General features: G+C 65.2%; 18 protein-coding genes, 1 pseudogene and 1 riboswitch. Of the genes and pseudogenes, 9 read left to right on the top strand and 10 right to left on the bottom strand.

The genetic code is table 11. The annotated features are described in order from the left end of the window. Window positions 1-15 precede the first annotated feature (15 nt). The gene (locus ABHM97_RS10420) at window positions 16-549 is read right to left on the bottom strand and encodes a nucleoside deaminase (protein ID WP_349470608.1); all 534 of its coding nucleotides are present in this window, start codon (window positions 547-549) and stop codon (window positions 16-18) included. Between the two features lie 22 nt (window positions 550-571). Between ABHM97_RS10420 and upp the strand changes: the two genes are divergently transcribed. From upp to ABHM97_RS10400, 4 genes are read left to right on the top strand one after another with little or no spacing between them, the layout of a single operon-like run. Beyond that, window positions 572-1,207: a uracil phosphoribosyltransferase gene (gene upp / locus ABHM97_RS10415; protein ID WP_144661546.1), complete on the top strand. Its 636-nt coding sequence runs from the start codon at window positions 572-574 to the stop codon at window positions 1,205-1,207. Window positions 1,208-1,267: 60 nt separating this feature from the next. Next, the gene (locus tag ABHM97_RS10410) at window positions 1,268-1,645 is read left to right on the top strand and encodes a VOC family protein (protein WP_284985423.1); all 378 of its coding nucleotides are present in this window, start codon (window positions 1,268-1,270) and stop codon (window positions 1,643-1,645) included. A 30-nt stretch (window positions 1,646-1,675) separates the two neighbouring features. Then, window positions 1,676-2,371, top strand: a complete 696-nt coding sequence (locus ABHM97_RS10405; protein WP_349470607.1) for an HAD-IA family hydrolase — start codon at window positions 1,676-1,678, stop codon at window positions 2,369-2,371. Between the two features lie 38 nt (window positions 2,372-2,409). Continuing rightward, on the top strand, window positions 2,410-3,801 hold the full coding sequence (locus ABHM97_RS10400; protein ID WP_349470606.1) for a pyridoxal phosphate-dependent decarboxylase family protein: 1,392 nt from the start codon (window positions 2,410-2,412) through the stop codon (window positions 3,799-3,801). A 64-nt stretch (window positions 3,802-3,865) separates the two neighbouring features. Here ABHM97_RS10400 and ABHM97_RS10395 read toward each other — a convergent pair whose 3' ends face one another. The 6 genes from ABHM97_RS10395 to ABHM97_RS10370 all read right to left on the bottom strand — a co-directional run bounded on the left by ABHM97_RS10395 (window position 3,866) and on the right by ABHM97_RS10370 (window position 12,803). Further along, window positions 3,866-5,893 (bottom strand): ArnT family glycosyltransferase, encoded by a 2,028-nt coding sequence (locus ABHM97_RS10395; protein ID WP_349470604.1) that lies wholly within the window; start codon window positions 5,891-5,893, stop codon window positions 3,866-3,868. A gap of 2 nt (window positions 5,894-5,895) precedes the next feature. Then, the gene (locus ABHM97_RS10390; RefSeq protein WP_349470603.1) at window positions 5,896-7,923 is read right to left on the bottom strand and encodes a glycosyltransferase family 39 protein; all 2,028 of its coding nucleotides are present in this window, start codon (window positions 7,921-7,923) and stop codon (window positions 5,896-5,898) included. Further along, window positions 7,920-9,275 (bottom strand): glycosyltransferase, encoded by a 1,356-nt coding sequence (locus ABHM97_RS10385; protein WP_349470602.1) that lies wholly within the window; start codon window positions 9,273-9,275, stop codon window positions 7,920-7,922. Before ABHM97_RS10385 ends, ABHM97_RS10390 begins: the two co-directional genes overlap by 4 nt. A 131-nt stretch (window positions 9,276-9,406) precedes the next feature. Continuing rightward, window positions 9,407-10,261: an aggregation-promoting factor C-terminal-like domain-containing protein gene (locus ABHM97_RS10380; RefSeq protein ID WP_235519984.1), complete on the bottom strand. Its 855-nt coding sequence runs from the start codon at window positions 10,259-10,261 to the stop codon at window positions 9,407-9,409. A 5-nt stretch (window positions 10,262-10,266) separates the two neighbouring features. Then, window positions 10,267-10,426: riboswitch (cyclic di-AMP (ydaO/yuaA leader) on the bottom strand. A gap of 133 nt (window positions 10,427-10,559) precedes the next feature. After that, complete coding sequence (locus tag ABHM97_RS10375) at window positions 10,560-12,059, bottom strand: sensor histidine kinase (protein WP_349470601.1); 1,500 nt, start codon at window positions 12,057-12,059, stop codon at window positions 10,560-10,562. Window positions 12,060-12,062: 3 nt separating this feature from the next. After that, window positions 12,063-12,803, bottom strand: coding sequence for a response regulator transcription factor (locus ABHM97_RS10370; RefSeq protein WP_235519987.1), 741 nt, complete (start codon window positions 12,801-12,803; stop codon window positions 12,063-12,065). A 201-nt stretch (window positions 12,804-13,004) separates the two neighbouring features. On the opposite strand from ABHM97_RS10370, the gene ABHM97_RS10365 reads away from it, so the two are divergent. The 3 genes from ABHM97_RS10365 (at window position 13,005) to ABHM97_RS10355 (ending at window position 15,959) form a co-directional block, all read left to right on the top strand. Continuing rightward, entirely contained in the window at window positions 13,005-13,937 is a 933-nt protein-coding gene (locus tag ABHM97_RS10365) for a hypothetical protein (RefSeq protein WP_349470600.1), read from the top strand. A gap of 564 nt (window positions 13,938-14,501) precedes the next feature. Further along, the gene (locus ABHM97_RS10360) at window positions 14,502-15,368 is read left to right on the top strand and encodes a winged helix-turn-helix domain-containing protein (protein ID WP_235519993.1); all 867 of its coding nucleotides are present in this window, start codon (window positions 14,502-14,504) and stop codon (window positions 15,366-15,368) included. 66 nt (window positions 15,369-15,434) lie between these two features. Further along, window positions 15,435-15,959 carry a SixA phosphatase family protein gene (locus ABHM97_RS10355; RefSeq protein WP_235519994.1) on the top strand — a complete coding sequence of 175 codons (525 nt, stop codon included), beginning with the start codon at window positions 15,435-15,437 and terminating at the stop codon, window positions 15,957-15,959. On the opposite strand, the gene ABHM97_RS10350 is transcribed toward ABHM97_RS10355, so the two are convergent. Beyond that, entirely contained in the window at window positions 15,940-16,863 is a 924-nt protein-coding gene (locus ABHM97_RS10350) for a LysR family transcriptional regulator (protein ID WP_349470599.1), read from the bottom strand. The genes ABHM97_RS10355 and ABHM97_RS10350 overlap by 20 nt on opposite strands. A 72-nt stretch (window positions 16,864-16,935) precedes the next feature. Between ABHM97_RS10350 and ABHM97_RS10345 the strand changes: the two genes are divergently transcribed. Beyond that, window positions 16,936-17,847, top strand: a complete 912-nt coding sequence (locus ABHM97_RS10345; protein ID WP_349470598.1) for an EamA family transporter — start codon at window positions 16,936-16,938, stop codon at window positions 17,845-17,847. 43 nt (window positions 17,848-17,890) lie between these two features. Here ABHM97_RS10345 and ABHM97_RS10340 read toward each other — a convergent pair whose 3' ends face one another. Further along, window positions 17,891-18,016: a hypothetical protein gene (locus ABHM97_RS10340; RefSeq protein WP_255774124.1), complete on the bottom strand. Its 126-nt coding sequence runs from the start codon at window positions 18,014-18,016 to the stop codon at window positions 17,891-17,893. Between ABHM97_RS10340 and ABHM97_RS10335 the strand changes: the two are divergent. Continuing rightward, window positions 17,973-18,326 (top strand): annotated as a pseudogene (locus tag ABHM97_RS10335) (FAD-dependent oxidoreductase); the annotation flags it as partial. The gene ABHM97_RS10340 and the pseudogene ABHM97_RS10335 overlap by 44 nt on opposite strands. A gap of 149 nt (window positions 18,327-18,475) precedes the next feature. Here the strand turns inward: ABHM97_RS10335 and ABHM97_RS10330 are convergent. Next, complete coding sequence (locus ABHM97_RS10330) at window positions 18,476-19,108, bottom strand: hypothetical protein (protein ID WP_349470597.1); 633 nt, start codon at window positions 19,106-19,108, stop codon at window positions 18,476-18,478. Window positions 19,109-19,137: the final 29 nt, after the last annotated feature.

Genomic DNA, 19,137 nt, shown 5'->3' with positions numbered 1-19,137 from the left:
CCGCAAAGAAGAGGATCAGGCCGGGTAGTTATTCCCGCCGGGCACGCGATGAGAGGCGAAGAACTCCTTCAGCAGGGCCGCGCATTCTTCCTCCCGCACACCGGCGTAAACCTCCACCCAATGATTGAGACGACGCTCGCGGAGAATATCGAACACGGATCCCACAGCGCCCGCCTTCTCGTCCCATGCGCCAAAGACCACACGCGGAATACGTGCCAGGACGATGGCGCCGGCACACATTGCACACGGTTCAAGGGTGACTACCAAGGTGCAGTCCTCAAGTCGCCAACCATCACCTGAGGCACCGGTCTCGGCTGCCCGGCGACGCAAAGAAGCAGCCGCCTCGCGGATGGCGACCACCTCCGCGTGGGCGGTCGGGTCCCCGTGCGCTTCCCGTTCGTTGCGTCCGGAACCCAGCACGCCGCCGTCGGGCCCCAAGACGACGGCGCCGATCGGTACGTCATTGGTAAGCAGCGCCAACCGGGCCTCGTCCAGGGCAAGGCCCATCCAGGCCATGTGGTCTGCGTGATACGGCTCGGTGGCGCTCATGTCTCAATGATAGTTTTGGGGGATGCGCACATTCGTCGTGGACCACCCGCTGGTCGCTCACAAGCTCACCGTACTGCGGGATAAGAACACCCCTTCACCGGTCTTCCGGCAACTCACTGAAGAACTCGTCACCCTCCTGGCCTATGAAGCCACCCGCGAGGTCAAGACGCAGCCGGTCGAGATAGAGACCCCCGTCACCAAGACCATCGGTACCGCTTTCACCAAGCCGACGCCGCTGGTGGTCCCCATCCTTCGCGCAGGCCTTGGCATGCTGGAGGGTATGACCAAGCTGGTCCCCACCGCCGAGGTTGGCTTCCTGGGCATGGCCCGTGACGAAGAAACCCTGGATATCATCACCTACGCCGAGCGCCTTCCCGAGGACCTCACCGGCCGCCAGATCTTCGTCCTGGACCCCATGCTTGCTACCGGCGGCACCCTGCGCGAGGCCATCAAGTTCCTCTTCAAGCGTGGAGCGTCGGACGTCACCTGCATCTGCCTGCTTGCTGCTCCTGAGGGACTGGCGAAGCTGGAAGAAGAGCTTTCCGACGCCAACGTCAACATTGTCCTGGCCTCCATTGACGAGAAGCTCAATGAGAAGTCGTACATCGTGCCCGGCCTGGGCGACGCCGGCGACCGCCTCTACGGCGTGGCCGGCTGATCTCCACAGGGAACGATTGACCCCTACCGGTTTACGGTCCGCGCCGCTAGCCTGTGGCGCATGGACTGGAAACTTGAACTGGTATTTGTCCCTGTCTCCGACGTCGATCGCGCGAAGGATTTCTACGTCAACAAGGTTGGTTTCAACGCCGACTACGACGAGCGTCCCTCGGAGGACATCCGTTTCGTGCAACTGACACCGCCGGGCTCGGCATGCTCCATCTGCATTGGAGAGGGCCTGAACGATGCCCCTCCGGGTACAGCTCCAAGCCTGCAAATCGTGGTCAGCGACATCAACAAGGCCCACCAGCAGCTCAAGGACAACGGAGTGGACGTCAGCGACATCGACATCCAGGCCTGGGGCCACTTCGTGTACTTCGCGGATCCGGACGGCAACAAGTGGGCACTTCAGTACCTCCCGCAGCGGCCCAACGGCTGACATCCGCTCAGCGTGCGGCAGGATGGAACCATGAGCCATCCTGCCGAAGCCGCCCAGCCACCCGTCTTGACTGTCCGCGCCGTCCTCTTCGACATGGACGGGACGTTGGTTGACTCGACAGCGATCGTCGAGCAGGTGTGGCTGGAGTTCGCCGAGCGCTACGGTCTGGACTTTGACGAAATCCTCCGCACCTCCCACGGCGTCCAGGCCGGCGACACGGTGCGGCGGTATGCACCGGCCGGGTCCGACTTCGCAGCGTTGACGGCAGAACTTGGCGAGATGGAACGGTCCCGGACAGATGGCGTGATTGCCCTTCCCGGTGCTGAAGCCCTTCTGAAATCACTACCGGACGACGCAATCGCGTTGGTTACCTCAGCTGACAGCATCCTGGCCGAAATCCGTATGCGGGCAGCCGGCCTGACCATGCCTTCCACCGCCGTGACTGCCGAGTCTGTCACCCGCGGCAAGCCCCATCCGGAGGGTTACCTCAAAGCCGCCGCGCTGCTGGGAGCCGACCCGGCCGACGTCGTGGTCTTCGAAGACGCGCCCGCCGGGATCGCAGCTGCGCGTGCCGCAGGGATGCGCACCGTGGTGGTGGGCAAGGCCGCTGCCAGGCACAATGCGGAACTTGAGGACGGCATGTGGCGGATCCCGGACTACTCCGCGGTGACGGTCACCGCTGTAAAGGACGACGACGGCGGTCACCTCCTGACGCTCACTCTCTAGCCCTGTTCGGCCCGGCTTGCCGGGAGTAGGCTGTGCCCATGTCTGCGATGCCGGAGGCGTACGGTGCTGCATTGGGGCGGGCCATGGTCCACGCCGGTGATTGGCTCGCGTCGGTGCCTACCCGTCCCGTCCGCCCTTCATCCGACGCCGATCAGGTTGCCGGCAGCATCTTGCCGCGACTCCCGGATGGGCCCACTGATGCGGCAGAAGTGGTGGATGAGCTCGCCGCACTGGCTGAGCCAGGCCTCATGGCAATCCAGTCAGGCCGCTTTTTTGGATGGGTCATGGGCGGAACCCTGCCGGCTGCGATGGCCGCTGATTGGCTTGTCTCGGCCTGGGATCAAAACACAGGTCTCCGTTTCGCCACCCCCGCTGCCGCAGCAATCGAGGAATCGGCGGCCTCCTGGCTCCTGGACCTTTTGCACCTCCCGGCAACGGCCGACGTCGGATTCACCACGGGTGCCACCACCGCGAACTTTGTTGGGCTGGCGGCCGGTCGTCAGTATCTGATGGACGAGGCCGGCTGGGACCTCGAGTCGCTGGGACTCAACGGCGGCCCCCGGATCACCACGTTCGCGGGACGGGAACGCCACGCCGCTGTGGATCTCGCATTGCGGTACCTGGGATTGGGAGCCTGTGTCCCGGTGGACGCTGACCGGGAAGGGCGGATTATCCCGGACGCATTGGCCGAAGCCATGGATGAGCAACCGGGGCCAACACTGGTGTGCCTGCAAGCGGGCAACCTGCATTCCGGCGCCTTTGACCCCATGACGGAAGCCATCGCCGTGGCACACGACCGTGGAGCGTGGGTCCATGTGGACGGCGCGTTCGGCTTATGGGCGGCCATCAGCCCGACCTTGCGGGAACGGCTTGCCGGTGTGGAGGAGGCCGACTCCTGGGCCACGGATGCCCACAAGACGTTGAACGTCCCGTACGACTGCGGGCTTGCCATAGTTTCCCGGCCCGAGTCCTTGAGGAGTGCTTTCAGCGTCCACACCAGTTACCTGATCGCCACCGAAGCGGGGTTGGGGGACCCTCTGGAGAAGGTACCGGAGATGTCCCGGCGTGCCCGCGGCATCCCGGTGTGGGCGGCGCTCAGGCAGTTGGGCAGGGATGGCGTGATCTCCATGGTGGAGCGCTTGGCGGCAAATGCCCGGGCGCTGGCAGAGGGACTCGCGGCCATTCCCGGCGTGGAGGTGCTCAACGATGTTGTCTTCACGCAGGTCTCCGTGGGCTTCGGCAGCGATGACCGCACCCACCGTGTTACGCAACGGCTCATGGCCGAGGGCGCAGTGTGGATGTCCGGATCGTCGTGGCGGGGCCGGGAAATCCTCAGGATCTCGGTGAGCAACTGGACCACGGACGCCGGGGACGTCGCAGCCTCGATCGCCGCCGTCCGCCGCGCACTGGAGGCAGAACCGGAAGCATAGCCCTACTCCAGGTGTTGTCCGGCGGGATTTTCGCACCTTTTGCCGCGCGGCGGACGAGGAGCCCTCAGCCGCCCAGGTCGTACACGGTGGTTCCGCCGATGGTGGTGGCTTGGTAGTTCGCGGCCACCCAGGCAGCGATCTCGCTGGAAGCGTCCGAACCGCCGTTGCCCTGCATGAGGCGGCCTCCGATGAAGTAGTGGATCTTCCCGTCGGCCACGAGCTGCTGGAACTGCGCCAACGTCGGCGAAGGGTCCGTTCCGTTGAACCCGCCAACCGCCATGACCGGCAGTCCGGCAGCCAGTTGGTAGCCGGCTGCGTTGTTGGAACCCACGACGGCGGCCGCCCAGGTGTAGTTGTCGGCGTCGGCCTTGAGCGCGCTCACCAATTCGGAGGACGGCGTGCTGGCCCCGAGCAGCCCACCCATGGCGCCGCCTTGCCCGCCACCGGCAAAACCGCCACCAAAGCCCTGCCCGCCGAGCGTCTGGCCCGTGCCCTGCTGCGTGCCGGGCCTCCTGATCCCTTGCGCTGATGCGTTGCGGCCGAAACCGGGTCCGAATACAGCCGTGGCCGGCCCTGCGCTCACGATCGCACCCGTGTGGGGCGTGGCGGCGGTTGCCACTGAGTAGGCCAGCGGCGCGGCGAGTGCAACAGCGACGGCGAGGCCCGCCGTCGTACGCGTCACCCAAACCTGGCGCCAGCGGCCGGTCACGACGACGGCGGCGGCCAGGACCACGGCGCCAAGAACCACCACCCACCGCAGCCACGGAAGGAACGCCGGAGCCTGGCCCAGGAGGGCGAAGGCCGTGAACCCCGCGGCCACCAGTGACGCCCCAAGCAGCAGGGCGACAGGGAGCCGCGAGCGCCGCTGCCACAACAGCACGCCGCCCAGGCCCACCAGCCCGGCAATTCCCGGAGCCAGCGCCACGGAGTAGTAGGGGTGGATGATGCCCTGCATGTAGCTGAACACCAGGCCGGTCACCAGCAGCCATGAACCCCACACAATGACCGACGCACGGACCACATCTGTTCGCGGCGCTCGGCGGCCCAGCCACAGGAGTGCGCCGCCAAGAATGAGCGCGCTCGGAATGAGCCACGCGATCTGGCCGCCGAACTCCGTGCCGAACATGCGCAGCAAGCCCGTAGTGCCCCACCCGTTGCCGCCACCGCCCACACTGCCGGTCTCGTCGCCGTTGAGGCGCCCCAAGCCGTTGTAGCCAAACGTCAATTCCAGGATCGAGTTGTTCTGCGAGCCGCCGATGTAGGGGCGCAGGTTCGCGGGAACAAGCTCGACGGCGGCAATCCACCAACCAGCCGACGCCACCATCGCGCCCCCTGCGGCCAGGAGGTGGAGTACCCGACGGCCCGGCTTGGGATGGGCTGAGACCAGGTAGGCGAGCCCGAAGCCCGGAACCACCAGGAGGACCTGAAGCTGCTTGGCCAGGAATCCGAAGCCCAGGAATACCCCGGCAAGGATGAGCCACCGCAGTTTCCGGTCCTGGATGGAGCGGAGTACGGCATAGCCGGCGGCTGTCATGAGCAGGACCAACAACGCATCCGGGTTGTTGAAGCGGAACATGAGCGTGGCTACCGGCGTCAGGGCCAGGACCGCGGCGGCCAGGAGGCCAGCGCGGTGCGCCAAGCGGAGGTTGTCCGTGGCAGGGAACGCTGCCCGGCGGACGGCCAGGTACATGATCCACGCGGTCGCCACCCCCATCAACGCCTGCGGAACCAGGATGCTCCAGGAGCTCAGGCCGAACATCCGGACGGACAGCCCAGTGATCCAGAGTGCCGCCGGAGGCTTGTCCACGGTGATGGAGTTGGCGGCGTCGGAGGAGCCGAAGAACCACGCTGTCCAGTCCTGCGAGCCTGCCTGGGCTGCAGCGGAGTAGAACGCGTTGGCCCAGCCCGAGGCTCCAAGGCCCCAGATGTAAAGGACTGCGGTTCCCAGAAGGACTGCCGTGAGTTCGAGGCGCTGCCGGACGGGGCCCCGGTCGCTGCGTTGTCCGGCCCGGCTTCCTGGCGCCAGGCGGCTGCTTTGTGCCGTGCTCGCCTGGCCTGCGGTTTCAGTCAGCGGTTTGAAGTACGTGGTCATGGTCAGCCCACCAGCTTGTAGACGGTAGTGCTGCCAACGGTTTGGGCCTGGTAGTTTGCAGCTACCCAGGCCGCGACCTCGGAGTTCCCACCGCGGCCGCCGCCACCCATGCCGCCGCCTGCGATGAAGTAGCTGATCTGGCCTTTGTCCACCATGTCCTGGAACTGGGCGAGTGTGGGGTAGGGGTCGCCGCCGTTCCAGCCACCAAGGGCGATGACGCTGGTGTTTGTGGCGAGTTCCAGGTCGGCGGCCTGGGTGGCTCCGGAGACAATGGCAGACCACTTGGTGGTGGTGGATTTCAGCAGTGCCGTCAGTTCGGCGTTCGCGGTGCCCCCGCCCGGACCGCCTCCTGCACCACCAAAGTCGCGGCTTCCAGTGTCCAGTCCTGCCCGGGTGTCCAGTCCTGCCCGGGCGCCAAAGCCGCCGCTGGCCACACCGGCAGGTCCCGACGTCGGAATGGAGCCCGAGTGCGGAGTCGCCGCAGTAGCCACTGTCCATGCCCCGGTCCCCAGGCTGCCGGCGAGCAACGACACCACGACGACGGCGGCAGCAGGCAGCCGCCGGAGGCCACCCTTGAGCCTGGTGCCACCCAGTTGATCCACACGAAGCAGGAGAGCGGCTGCAGCAAGGACACCAAGAACCACCACCACGATACGCAGCCACGGCAGCCACGAGGCATCCCGGCCGAGGAGTACCGCGGACCACAGCGCACTTCCCAGCACCACCACTGCCAGCACGATCCGGGGCATCCACGACGCCCGGCCGCGCCAGAGTTCGACGCATCCGATGCCGACAAGTGCGGCAATAGCCGGTGCCAAGGCCACTGCATAGTACGGGTGGACGATGCCGCTCATGAAGCTGAAGATGCCGGCCGTGACAACCAGCCAGCCGCCCCACATCAGCAGGGCAGCGCGGCTTCGCGACGTGCGGGCTTCGCGGCGGGTGAACCACAGCCCGGCCACCAGCAGGATCAACGCCGCGGGCAGGAGCCATGAGACTTCACCGCCAAAGCTGGTCCCGAACATACGCCCCAGTCCCGCAGCGCCACCAAAGCCACCGCCACCGGCGCCACCAAAGCCACCGCCACCGAAGCCACCGCCCGGCAGACCGCCGTCCGCACCGGAACCGCCGGGCATGCCGCCGCCGGCGCCGCCCTCACCCGAACCGGTGATGCGCCCCAGCCCGTTGTAGCCGAAGGTGAGTTCCAGGAAGCTGTTTCCCGCCGAGCCGGCCATATAGGGCCTGGCCGACGCCGGAGTCAGCTGGAAGATCGCAATATAGGTACCCGCCACGGCAACGATGCCCGCGCCCGCAGCAAGGAGGTGCAGGATCCGCTTGCCCAGAGTTGTAGGAGCGGCCCATAGATAGGCCAGTGCCAAACCGGGCACGATCAGGAACCCTTGGAGCATCTTGCTCAGGAAAGCCAGCCCCACCACTGCGCCTGCCGCGGCCAGCCATTTCCAGCCGGCCTTCTCGATGGCGCGGGTTGTCAGGTATGCGGCCAACACCAGGCACAACGTCAGCATGGCGTCGGGGTTGTTGAAGCGGAACATCAGGGCAGCAACGGGGGTCAGTGCCAAAGCGCCACCGGCGAGGAGCCCTGCCGCGGGACCGGACACGCGCTTGACCGTCAGGTACAGAAGCCCGACGGCGGCGACCCCCATGAGGGCCTCCGGAACCAGCATGCTGGTAGGGGAGAAGCCGAAGATCCTGCCAACCAAGGCCGGAATCCAGAGAGATGCCGCCGGCTTGTCCACCGTGATCGCATTGCCGGCATCGAGGGAGCCGAAGAAGAGTGCCGTCCAGTCCTTGGTGCCTGCTTGGATAGCTGCGGCATAGAAAGAGTTGGCGTATCCGGTGGCGGCGAGGTTCCAGAGATAGAGGAACGCGGTCCCCACCAGAAGCCCGGCGGCGGACGGTCGTACCCAGCGTGGTTGCTGTCCGAAAACGAGGCGCTGCAGGCGGGTTGGTGTTTCCGGGGACTTCACAGGTTCGTCAACGGCATGGCTTGGCTGAAGGGCGGTGATCATTTCGCTGGCACCTCTGTGGTCTTGTCGGAACCCTCGGTTTGAGGGGCTGGTGTGGCGGGTCGGCGGAACACCCACAGGCGGAACAACAGGAAGCGGGCCACGGTCGCGGCGAGGTTCGCGCCAACTACCGTTGCCACCTCAAGCCAGCGGTCCGGCGTCGTGGTTCCGTGCACCAGGGCCAGCGCGCCCGAGGTGAGTGCCAGGCCGATGCTGAAAACAATCAAGCCTTCAAAGTGGTGGCGGGCGTGGCTGCCGCCCTGGATGCCGAACGTGAAGCGCCGGTTGGCGGCTGTGTTGGCGACGGCTGTCACGATCAGGGCCAGGAAGTTGGCGAGCTGCGGGTCCATGAATCCCCGGCACAGCAGGAAGATCAGCAGGTAGGCCACTGTGGACGCCGCGCCGATCGCCGCAAAGCGCACCAGTTGCCCGAACAGGCTGGCGCGTGGGGTCGATTCCGATGTTCGCGACGAGGCCGGCAATGGGCCGCGGGCCAAGGCCGCGCGCAGTTCGGGGACAGGGATGCGCCCGGTGACGAGGTCGCGCGTCAGGCGCGCCATTCCGCGGAGGTCGGCCAGGGCGGTTCGTACGACGTCGACACTTGAGTTGGGATCGTCCGTCCAGTCGACGGGGACTTCATGGACGCGGAGGCCGCAGCGCTCGGCCAGGACCAGGAGTTCGGTGTCGAAGAACCAGGCGTTGTCCAGGGTGTGGGGGAGGATCCTGTGGGCGACGTCTGCCCGGATGGCCTTGAAACCGCATTGGGCATCAGAGAACCGGGCGCCCATGAGCGTATGCAGGAGGACGTTGTAGCTGCGGGAGACGAACTCGCGCTTGGGCCCGCGGACAACACGGGAGTTGCGGGAGAGCCGCGTCCCGATGGCAAGGTCCGAATGGCCGGAAATCAGGGGAGCCAGCAGGGGTGCCAGGGCGGCAAGATCAGTGGAGAGGTCCACGTCCATGTAGGCGAGCACCGGGGACGGCGAGGCGAGCCAGACCTGGCGGAGGGCGTTGCCCCGGCCTTTCTCCTCGAAGCGCATGACGCCGATTTCGGGGAGTTCACGGGCCAGGCGCTCGGCGATCTTCAAGGTGTTGTCCGTGCTCGCATTGTCCGCGACCGTGATGCGGAACGTATGCGGGAACGTCTCCACCAAGTGCCCGTGCAAGCGGCGCAGGCATTCCTCGAGGTCGGTCTCTTCGTTGTGGACGGGAATGGTGACGTCCAGGACAGGGACCGTGGTCCGCGTGTCCACGGGAAAGCGCCGCGGCTGCCGGTAAGGCAAGGCAGGAGCGGCGAAGGTCCCCGCATGGGCGGGGTTCGGCAGCGCACTGGTGGCGGGATCTATGAGCGTCATGCATTCACAGTGAGGCCGCCGATTGTGAGTGCTTTAGGCGGAAGCTGTGACGCGACTGTGTAAGTCTCCCGTTCCGGGAACGCGAAAAGCCGCCCCCGGAACGGGAGCGGCTTTTCGGGAAAGCTCTTGGCTTAGTACCAGTTGTTGGCCAAGTGGAAGGCCAGAGCAGCCGACGGGGATCCGTAGCGTTCCTTGATGTAGTTCAGGCCCCACTTGATCTGGGTCTGGTAGTTGGTCTGCCAGTCCGCACCGGCAGAAGCCATCTTGCCGGCCGGAAGCGACTGGACAATACCGTACGCACCGCTGGAAGCGTTGGTGGCAGTGGTCCGCCATCCTGATTCCTTCTCCCACAGCGTGTTCAGGGCGGTCATTTCGCCCGCGCCCCAGCCGTAGCTGCCAAGGATGCTGGCGGCGTAGGCCTTCGCACCGGCGGGATCGTCCACTGCCTTCGGGGCGGCAGCAGCGGCTGCAGCCTGGGCAGCGGCGGCAGCAGCAGCGTCGGCGGCCTGCTTGGCGGCAGCGTCAGCAGCTGCCTTGTCGGCGGCAGCCTTCTCGGCAGCGGCTTGATCGGCAGCTGCCTTGTCGGCGGCAGCCTGCGCGGCAGCGGCCTGATCAGCGGCGAGCTTGTCGGCTGCGGCCTTGTCGGCTGCGGCCTTGTCTGCAGCAGCCCGGTCGGCTGCACCCTTGGCAGCTGCGGCGTCCATCGAAGCGGAAACTTCAGCGGACTTGTTGGTGCTGACCTGTGCAGCGGCCTGGGTGCCGGCTACACGGCTTGCCTCGGGGAGGTTCAAGGCTGCGTTGGCGGCGGTACCGAGCGATGCAACGCCCAGTGCAGCGGCGATGACGCCCGCTACAACAGGCATGCGCTTGCCGGACTTGCCCTCACGGGCGGCCTTTTTGAGGACGGTCTGCGACTTGGTCAACTGGGTGTCGTTCTGGTCGCGGTGACGCGCGGAAGGGCGCGTCTGATCGTTAAATTCAGACATTTGTGATTACCTCTCAGCGCCTGCGGAGTTAGCTGTCGGGTTCGGATGAGGTCATCCGGCCGCGCATCACGCTGCGGCTTCACCCCAAGGGCCGGCAAAATGCCTGGGCCCGGAGACTCTGGGTCCCCCGTCTCTGCCTCGGTGAAAGATCGGACTCCGGGAAGTGGCAGAGCTCGGCGCATCCCGGATGTGGGCCGGTTAGGGGCAACCCACCCTTTCGACGGTACAGGAGGTTTCCGCAGAAGTCACATTTAGGTAACAGAGATCACGAAGTCGGTGAGTCGTCTTGCCGGATTCTTTACAGGCGTTCGGTGGTGGCTGTAGGCAGCCGCAGGGCGAACTCGGTGCGCCCCGGCTTGGACGTCACTTCGACGCTTCCGCCGTGCGCTGCAACGATGGATTCCACTATCGACAAGCCCAACCCCGAGGTCCCTTCGGAGCCCGATCTCGCCGCGTCGGCACGGGCAAAACGGGAGAAGATGCGGCTCTGGAATTCCTGCGGGATGCCAGGACCGTTGTCGGTCACGGTCACCACTGCGCTGCCATCCGCGGAGAGCATGACTCCAGTGACCACGGTTGTTCCCGGGTCGGTGTGTTTGCGGGCATTCGAGAGCAGGTTCGCCAGCACTTGGTGCAATTGCGTGGCATCGCCGCGTACGGTGACGGGCTCCCCGGGGAGCTGCAGTTGCCAGATGTGGTCCGGTGCCATGACTTTTTCGTCACTCACGGTCTCGATCACCAACTGGGTCAGGTCCACGTCCGTGACCTTCACCGGCTGGCCCTCGTCCAACCTCGCCAGCAACAGCAGGTCCTCCACCAGCGTAGTCATGCGTTCGGACTGGCTTTGAACCCGTGCCAAGGACTTCCTGCCGTCGTCCGTAAAGGTCTCGGTCATCCGAAGCAGCTCGGTGTAGCCACGGATGGCGGTCAGCGGCGTCCGCAGTTCGTGCGAGGCATCGGCAACGAACTGCCTCACTTTGGTCTCGCTCTCCTGACGGGCCTCCAACGCACTGGAGACGTTGTTCAGCATCTGGTTCAGGGCGTGGCCCACGCTCCCCACTTCGGTCCCGGGATGGGAGGCCGACGGCGGGACACGCACCGCAAGTGCCACTTCACCGGCGTCGAGAGGCAGCCGCGAAACCTTGGTGGCGACATCGGAAAGCTGCTCCAGGGGCCGCATGGTGCGACGGATGATCACGGTCCCCACAAGGCCGATCACCACCAGGCCGCCCAGTGACACCAGAACCATGGTCCAGACCAGCGAAGCCTCGGCGGTCTGCTTGTCCGCGAGCGGCAGGCCAGTGACGATCACGTCGCCGTAATTGGTCTTCACGGCCATGAGCCGGTAGTCGCCGTTGGACAGCGAACGGTCAACCGGGCCGTTACCTGTCGGCAGCGCGAGCAGGACCTGCTCATCGTCTGCGGACAAGGAGACGCGATTGCCCCGCGCGTCGATCAACCCGGAGCTGCGCACCGTTGAGCCGTCGATACGGGCGCTCAGCGTGCCGGCCGCCTGGCCGCGGGCCTCCAGCGGGTCCGGGCGTCCTGTCGGGGAGTTTGGAAAGCTCGACGGCGGTCTGCCGAATACGTCTGCGCGGAGCGAGGCCTGCTCCAGCTGCCTGTCGAGCTGCTTGTTGAAGACCATATCCATCGAGGCGTAGCTGACCACCCCGACCGCGCCGCAAATGGCCACCAGCAAAGCCATCGCCACCAGGACCAGGCGGGTGCGCAAATGCCAGGTGGAGGGATTGAGCCAATTGCGCTGCTGGCTTCTGGCAACCCCGGAGAGTGCGCTCAAGGCTTAGTCCGCAGGTTTGATGACGTAGCCGGCTCCGCGAACGGTATGGATCATTGGCGGGTGTTTCGCCTCGATCTTCTTGCGGAGATAGGAAATGTACAGCTCCACGATGTTGGCTTGGCCGCCGAAGTCGTAGTCCCACACCCGGTCCAGGATTTGGGCCTTGCTGACCACCCGTTTCGGGTTCTCCATGAGATAGCGCAGGAGTTCGAACTGGGTTGCCGTCAAGGCAATGTCCTCCCCGGCACGGGTGACCTCCCGGGTATCCACGTTCAGGATCAGATCACCCACAACGAGCTCAGCGGTGTCCATCGCGGCGACACCTGAGCGCTGGACCAGCCGGTGCAGGCGAAGCAGCACTTCTTCCATGCTGAAGGGTTTGGTGACGTAGTCGTCTCCTCCGGCCGCCAGGCCCACGATGCGATCCTGCACGGCATCCTTTGCTGTCAGGAACAGGGCAGGAACCTCCGGGGCGAAAGCCCGTATCCGGTTAAGGACTTCCACGCCGTCAAAACCGGGGAGCATCACGTCAAGCACCAGGACGTCGGGGCGGAATTCCTTGGCGAGCTTTACGGCTTGGGGTCCATCAGCGGCCACGCCCACCGACCAGCCGGCCATGCGGAGGCCCATGCTCATGAGCTCGGCAAGGCTTGGCTCGTCATCCACCACCAGCGCACGGATGGGAGAGCCGTCGGGGTGGGTGAGCTGGGGGAGGTTGTTGGTCATGGAGTGCGGGGATGCCATGTGACAACTCTCCATTCTGCTGGTTTGCCCGGGCTGAGCCGCTCCTGTGAGGACCCTGTGAAGTCAACACTAGCGAGGTGGGAGCCCCGGAGCACGGGAATCCACAGGTCACAGGATCAACTACTCCTCAACACAGCTTCCGCACAGCCGACGGACTGACGCTGGGGCGTAATCGGACAACAACAGACAAGAAAGAGCATCATGAGCGAGCAGAAATTCCCCGAGAACCAGCAATTCCCCCAAGACCCAGCGCCGCGGCTACCCCAGCAGCCGACCCCTGCCGGCCAGCAGCCTGAAGCCGTCCGGACGCCGCCTGCACAACCCATCGACCACAACCCCGGGTCATCCTGGGCGTGGGGCGAGGCCCCGCCTGCTCAGCCCCCAAGCAGCCAACCCGGCAGCAACGGTTCCGGCTGGGGCTTGCCGCTCTTGGGCAACGACAATGCGAACGACGGGGCGAACGACAAGGCAGGAGTGCAGAACCGGTGGACCGTCAAGAAGACGCTGATAGTGGCTGGTGTTGCCGTGGCGGTAGCGGCAGGTACCGCCGTCGGCTTCTACTCCCTGGGCAATGCAGGCTCTGCGGATGCTGCCAACGTTTCCCCGGGCCAGGCCGGCGGCCTGGGCGGGCAACAGGGCCAGGCACTACCGGGACAAGCACTACCGGGACAGGGGCTGGGTCCGGGCGGAACGGGGCAAAACGGAAGCGGTCAAAACGGAACCGGCCAGGGAATGCCAGGCCCGATGGGCGGGTTGGCGCCCGATGGATTCGGAGGGGGCCTGAATGCCGCCATCCATTCGGAGTACGTCATCCTCCGCGACAACGAGTACGTGTCCATGGCCGATCAGGTGGGAGTTGTCAGCGAGGTTTCTTCCAACTCGCTGACCGTCAAGAGCACTGACGGGTTTACGCGAACCTATGTCCTCGGCTCGGACACTGCCGTGGCGCAAGGAACCAGGCAGCGTGGCGGCACCTCCAGCAGCTTGACGATAGCTGACATCACGTCAGGTGCGACGGTCCGGGTCACGGCTACCAAGAGCGGGGATGCATACAACGCGTCGTCGGTGAGGCTGACCGCCGCGACGGCTTCCACGGGGCAGGGCTCCACGTCCGGTTCAGGGACGACGTCCTGAGAAAACGGGCGTTTGCCGCGCCCGTTTTCACCGCTTCCAACAGACTGAAGGCAAAAAGATTCGAGATCGGAACTGGCGCCGATTGGACAACAAGTGTTTCAGATCGTGAGATTCCGCGTGGACGTGGTTGATGGGAAGCGGAGGCCGCATTCTGCCTCATCCTCCGAAGATAATTCAGTAAATAGCCGCTGGTGCCTACCCGAACCGAATGAAATGCCGTTCATTTCCGGGCCATTATGAATTGTGATTTGCAGCACAATAGACCCGGACGTCTCAAAATGTGGACGGTTCGGCGCTTTGTTACTTGCGTGTTGCCATTGTTACGTTGCACACTTCCAATGTGAACAAGAACTCAACAGCACCTGCAGCCGCAGCAACCTGGCCCAGCACACCCGCTGGCCACGATGACCGCTGTTGTCGAATGCAAGCCTAACTTTCCACCCCAAGAAGTTTCAGGCATTCGCCCCCTAGCCCAGCGTTGGGCGCCCCTCCCCAAACTCATTGCGGGGACAACCAGCATTCGAAGCCGCGATGACGGCTATTCACTTTTGAGGTAAGCACTCCATGTCAGTTGCATCTGGATACGTCCACATCTCCGTCCGTAACGCCAACAAGGCCGCGTCAAACGCAGGACTCCGCCCCGGGTTCGGTAACCGTCCCGGCTACTCTGCGGCCCCGCAAGGCGCCGGCCAGCAGGCTCCGGGCTACGTCCCGCAGGGTTACAACCCCAACTCCTACGGCCAGTTGCGCGCCGTGCCCGCCGCAGAGCCGGCACCCATGACCGCTCCCACGCCGGTCATTGCCCAGTCCGACCGGCTGCGTCCCGTTGCCAACGACAACGTAGCCCGCGGCTTCGTGCTCTACATGGGTATTGACGAAGAAACCGCAGCCGCCGCAGGAACGTCCATCGCCAAGCTTGCCCAGGAAATCCGCGCCTACGCGCAGTCTTTGGTGACCGGCGCGGAGAGCTACGCTGCCGTCGCAGTGGCCCCCGCCGGCGCGCCCGGGTCCGCCCTCGACGTCGTGCGTTCCACCTTCGGTGACCCCACGGTTGCCTCACGGCAGCGCACCGAAGCTGCCCGTCCGGCGCCGCAGCAGGAGTCCCGCCCGTCCGGCGTGCTGATCGACCTCGCCCGGCGTGAAGTTCACCTGGACGGCGAATCGCTGAACCTGACGTTCAAGGAATTCGAGCTCCTCAACTACCTCGTTGAGAACGGCACCCGTACCGTGGGTCGCGACGAACTGCTCGAAGGCCTGTGGCGTAACGCCGAGGAAGTGCCCAACGAACGCACCATCGACGTTCACATCCGCCGACTGCGCTCCAAGCTGGGCCGCCTCGCCAACACTGTCCGCACGGTCCGCGGCCAGGGCTACCGCTTCTACGAGCACCCCGAAGTCATTGTCTGGGCCGCTCCGGAATACTCGATCTGATCTTTTGACTGCCGAAAGCGTCCGTCCCTTTGGGGCGGGCGCTTTTGCTTTCGATAGGGTTGTTGCATGAGCGACCATCACCTAAAGCGCCTTGTGATCATGCGGCATGCCAAGGCGGACTGGCCGGTGGGCGTGCCCGATCATGAGCGTCCCTTGGAGGAACGCGGCCACCGGGAAGCCCCGTTGGCCGGACAGTGGTTGCTCAAGCACGGGGTGGTCCCGGATTTCATCCTGTGCTCGTCCGCGCTCAGGACGCGCCAGACATGCACCTGGGTGTGCAATGAGTTGGGGGAGAAGGCTCCCACTCCGAAGCTGGAGGACGGCCTGTATGCTGCCTCAGCGAACCGGATGCTGACGGTGATCAACCACGTTCCGGACACCGTAACCACGCTGATGGTCATTTCGCATATGCCCGGAGTGCAGGACCTCGCCATGCACTTGGCGTCCCGCGATTCCGATCACGATGCCTACATGGACGCCGCCACTCGCTACCCAACCAGTGCGTTGACGGTGTTGGAGACGGAAAAACCGTGGGCGGAGCTGGATGGCCAGGATGCCCGGCTGACGCAGTTTAAGGTGCCCCGCCACTAGGAAGCTGTTCCGCCGCGACTTCGCGCAGCATGCGTACGGCCAGGCGGATGTTGGGGCTGGCTGTCATGGTCTTGCGGTACACCACTCCGACGGAGCGCTGCTGGGCAGGATTCATCACCGGAATGGCCACCACGCCCGATGGCAGTGGTGGGCGGCCCAGTCGCGGAACCAGTGCCACGGCCACCCCCTGCTCCACCATGGCGATGTGCGTGGAAAAGTCGGGGTCGTACACGCGGATATCAGGCACACGCCCCAGTCCGGCGAAAATCTGCAGCAGGGCCTCGTTGCAGATTGCCCCCGCCGGGGTGCTGATCCAGGTCTCGTCCAGCAAATCTTCGCGCTCGACGGCGGCCCTCGCCGCGAGTGCGTGGGTGCTGTTGACGAGCACATCGGCCTGGTCCACGCACAGGTCCTCGTGTACCAGGTTCTCGGGGATGACCAAAGGCACCGAGTTCCAGTTGTGGACCACTGCGAGCTCAGCTTCTCCGGAGGCCACCCTTTGCACGGCTTCGCGGGGATCCTCTGCCAGCACAGTGATGTCCAGGGTGGGGTGGGATGCGGCGAGTCGCCCGAACATGGGTCCCACCAGTCCGCGGCAGGCGGTCGAGAATGCCGCCATCCTCAGCAGCCCCGTGGGTTTGGCGGGATCGGCCAGCAGAGTGGCCTGCAGTTCCTCGAGCTCGCCCATGATGCGACGACCATAGCCTGCCAGCGCCAGCCCCCGCTCCGTCAGCAGCACGCCGCGGCCATTGCGCTCCAATACAGCAACGCCTGTCTGTTTTTCCAACTTCTTGATCTGCTGCGAGACTGCCGAGGGGCTATAGCCCATCACGTCGGAGGCGGCCACCACCGAACCGTGCTGTTCCACGGCGACCAGCGCCCTCAAAGCCGAGATGTCGATCATGAAGCAAATCTACGTGGTTCCATGCGGAAATCAATGCTGGTGCTTCAAGGACAAGGGGTCCAGAGTGGACTTGTGAACTTTCGCCACTCTGCTCTCGCCGTCCTGGTAGCCGTCCTCTGGGGCATCAACTTCGTCGCTATCGACCTCGGCCTGCACGCGAACGGCCGGGATGTGCCGCCGTTGCTCTTCGTCGCCATGCGCTTCCTCCTGGTCGTGTTCCCCTTCATCTTGTTCATCCGCAAACCCGACGTCGGCTGGAAGGCGATTGTCGGCGTCGGACTCTTCATGAGTGCCGGCCAGTTCGGGCTCCTCTATCTCGGCATGGCACTGGGGATGCCGGCTGGCCTGGCGTCCCTGGTCCTTCAGGCGCAGGTATTGTTCACCATTCTGCTGGCCTCCAGGTTCCTCGGTGAGAGGCCCAGCCGCCGCCAACTGGCCGGGGTAGTGCTTGGCATCGCAGGCTTGGCGGTGGTGGCGTTGGGGCGCAGCGCAGTAGCCCCGGTGCTCCCGCTCATGATCGTGCTGGCAGCGGCGTTGTCATGGGCGGTGGGGAACGTGGTGGCGCGGCACTCGAAGGCCAAGTCCGGGCTTGGCCTGGTGGTGTGGTCCGGTGCGGTGGTGCCTGTCCCGTTGGCAGGATTGTCGCTCGTTGTGGACGGTCCGGACACGGTGTGGGCGACGCTTTTGGACCTCCAGGCGGCCACGATCCTGAGTGCGATCTACACCGCAGTGTTCGCCTCGCTTGTGGGCTACGGCATCTGGAACCGTCTGTTGTCGCTCTACCCAAGTTCCGACGTCGTGCCCTTCACGCTGCTCGTCCCGGTGGTGGGCATGACGGCGGCTTGGCTGGTCCTGAACGAGGTTCCCACACCAGCCGAAATCCTGGGCGGGCTGATCCTGCTCCTGGGCGTTGCCACCGCAGTACTGGGTGCCTCGCGGAAACGCCCGGACATCCCCGTTGCGGGGCCTGCTTTGCGCGTTTAGCTCTCGCCTTAGCGCGCAGAGCAGGCCCCGCAACGGGAGGGGATCAGCGCAAAGTAAAGATGGTTCGGTGCCAGTCCTTCTCAGCCAGGCCCTCCAGCTCGAACATCACGTGCTTCACCTGGGTGCTGAAGTTCACGCACAAGTGGGCAGGGCCCATCGATTCGAGCACGCAGTTCTGTGCCTTCTTCGGCACCGCGCGCAGGAACAGGGTGGCTTACGCTGCTGGCTTCACGGGACTCGGAGTTGGTGCCACGGCGTTCGCGGCCGATGTGCTCCTGGACCTGTTGGCTGGCCTGGACACTGAACGCACGCGTGTGGAAATGGTCAGGAAACGGCCCTTGCCCTTCCCGCCGGAACCGCTGGCGTCCTTGGGCATCAACCTGACCCGCTGGTCCATGGACAGGGCGGACCACAACCAGGGCAAACGGAACCTCATCCTCAAAGCGCTCGACGCCGTGGGGTTGGGTTTCGACTCCTGACCCGCCCGTTGTGGGGCCCGCTTTGCGTGTTTAGCTCCCGCGTAAGCGCGCAGAGCGGGCCCCGCAACGTGGCGTGGTTCGGTTGTGGGGCCTGCTGTGCGTGTTTAGCTCTCGCGTCAGCACGCAGAGCGGGCCTCACAACGCAGGGCTTAGCGTTTAGGTGCCGGCCTGCGTTGGGAAGAAGAGCTCGACGCCGGTCGCTTGGCTGGCGTCGCCGGCGTTCGTGGAGCGGCGCGCTTCACCGTGGTGGTCTTGGAGGCGCCGGAAGAAGTGCGGGGAGCCGTGGGACGCTTGGCCGGAGTGGTTGGGCGTGGGGAAGCAGGCCGCGGGGTTGGCTTGCGTGCAGCCGGAATTCGCTTGGCTCCGGCTGTCGGCCGCTTGGCGGGAGCAGGTGCCCGCGATCCGAAGGACGGCACCACGGCTCCGAGGAACATCACCGCCAAGGTGCCAACACCGGCCACCGCTGCGAGGTAGAAGTAGATGTCCGAGTCTTCGGTGCTGACGGCGCTTCCCATGGCGTTGGTGTCCTGGTTGAACGCCAGGCCCCACATACGCAGGAAGGCGATGCTGAATCCGATGAACAGGCTGGTGCCGGCTGCGCCGAGGAGAACCACCAGGTACCTGCGACGGTTGAAGAGCTGGACGATGCAGGACAGGTAGCAGAGCAGCACGGCGCCCAGGAAGAGGTACAGCACCAGTTCCTCAAGGACGACGGCGGCGAGCACCAACAGCCCCAGGGATACGAAGGCGGCAATGACCGCTAGTTTTCCGCTGTTCCCCATGTGACGCATGAGGTTAATCATCGCCGACC

Source organism: Paenarthrobacter sp. CAP02 (genome assembly GCF_040137855.1).
Lineage (GTDB): Bacteria > Actinomycetota > Actinomycetes > Actinomycetales > Micrococcaceae > Arthrobacter.
Note: the sequence above shows the minus strand (reverse complement) of the source record. Positions and strands in the feature narration are given on the sequence as shown.

Excerpts from the sequence above, each read along its gene's own strand:
- ABHM97_RS10390 (WP_349470603.1), bottom strand. The coding sequence starts at position 7,923 with ATGATCACCGCCCTTCAGCCAAGCCATGCCGTTGACGAACCTGTGAAG.
- ABHM97_RS10370 (WP_235519987.1), bottom strand. The coding sequence starts at position 12,803 with ATGGCATCCCCGCACTCCATGACCAACAACCTCCCCCAGCTCACCCAC.
- ABHM97_RS10355 (WP_235519994.1), top strand. The coding sequence starts at position 15,435 with ATGAGCGACCATCACCTAAAGCGCCTTGTGATCATGCGGCATGCCAAG.
- ABHM97_RS10350 (WP_349470599.1), bottom strand. The coding sequence starts at position 16,863 with ATGATCGACATCTCGGCTTTGAGGGCGCTGGTCGCCGTGGAACAGCAC.
- ABHM97_RS10420 (WP_349470608.1), bottom strand. The coding sequence starts at position 549 with ATGAGCGCCACCGAGCCGTATCACGCAGACCACATGGCCTGGATGGGC.
- ABHM97_RS10380 (WP_235519984.1), bottom strand. The coding sequence starts at position 10,261 with ATGTCTGAATTTAACGATCAGACGCGCCCTTCCGCGCGTCACCGCGAC.
- upp (WP_144661546.1), top strand. The coding sequence starts at position 572 with ATGCGCACATTCGTCGTGGACCACCCGCTGGTCGCTCACAAGCTCACC.
- ABHM97_RS10410 (WP_284985423.1), top strand. The coding sequence starts at position 1,268 with ATGGACTGGAAACTTGAACTGGTATTTGTCCCTGTCTCCGACGTCGAT.
- ABHM97_RS10330 (WP_349470597.1), bottom strand. The coding sequence starts at position 19,108 with ATGGGGAACAGCGGAAAACTAGCGGTCATTGCCGCCTTCGTATCCCTG.
- ABHM97_RS10405 (WP_349470607.1), top strand. The coding sequence starts at position 1,676 with ATGAGCCATCCTGCCGAAGCCGCCCAGCCACCCGTCTTGACTGTCCGC.
- ABHM97_RS10360 (WP_235519993.1), top strand. The coding sequence starts at position 14,502 with ATGTCAGTTGCATCTGGATACGTCCACATCTCCGTCCGTAACGCCAAC.
- ABHM97_RS10400 (WP_349470606.1), top strand. The coding sequence starts at position 2,410 with ATGTCTGCGATGCCGGAGGCGTACGGTGCTGCATTGGGGCGGGCCATG.
- ABHM97_RS10395 (WP_349470604.1), bottom strand. The coding sequence starts at position 5,893 with ATGACCACGTACTTCAAACCGCTGACTGAAACCGCAGGCCAGGCGAGC.
- ABHM97_RS10365 (WP_349470600.1), top strand. The coding sequence starts at position 13,005 with ATGAGCGAGCAGAAATTCCCCGAGAACCAGCAATTCCCCCAAGACCCA.
- ABHM97_RS10385 (WP_349470602.1), bottom strand. The coding sequence starts at position 9,275 with ATGACGCTCATAGATCCCGCCACCAGTGCGCTGCCGAACCCCGCCCAT.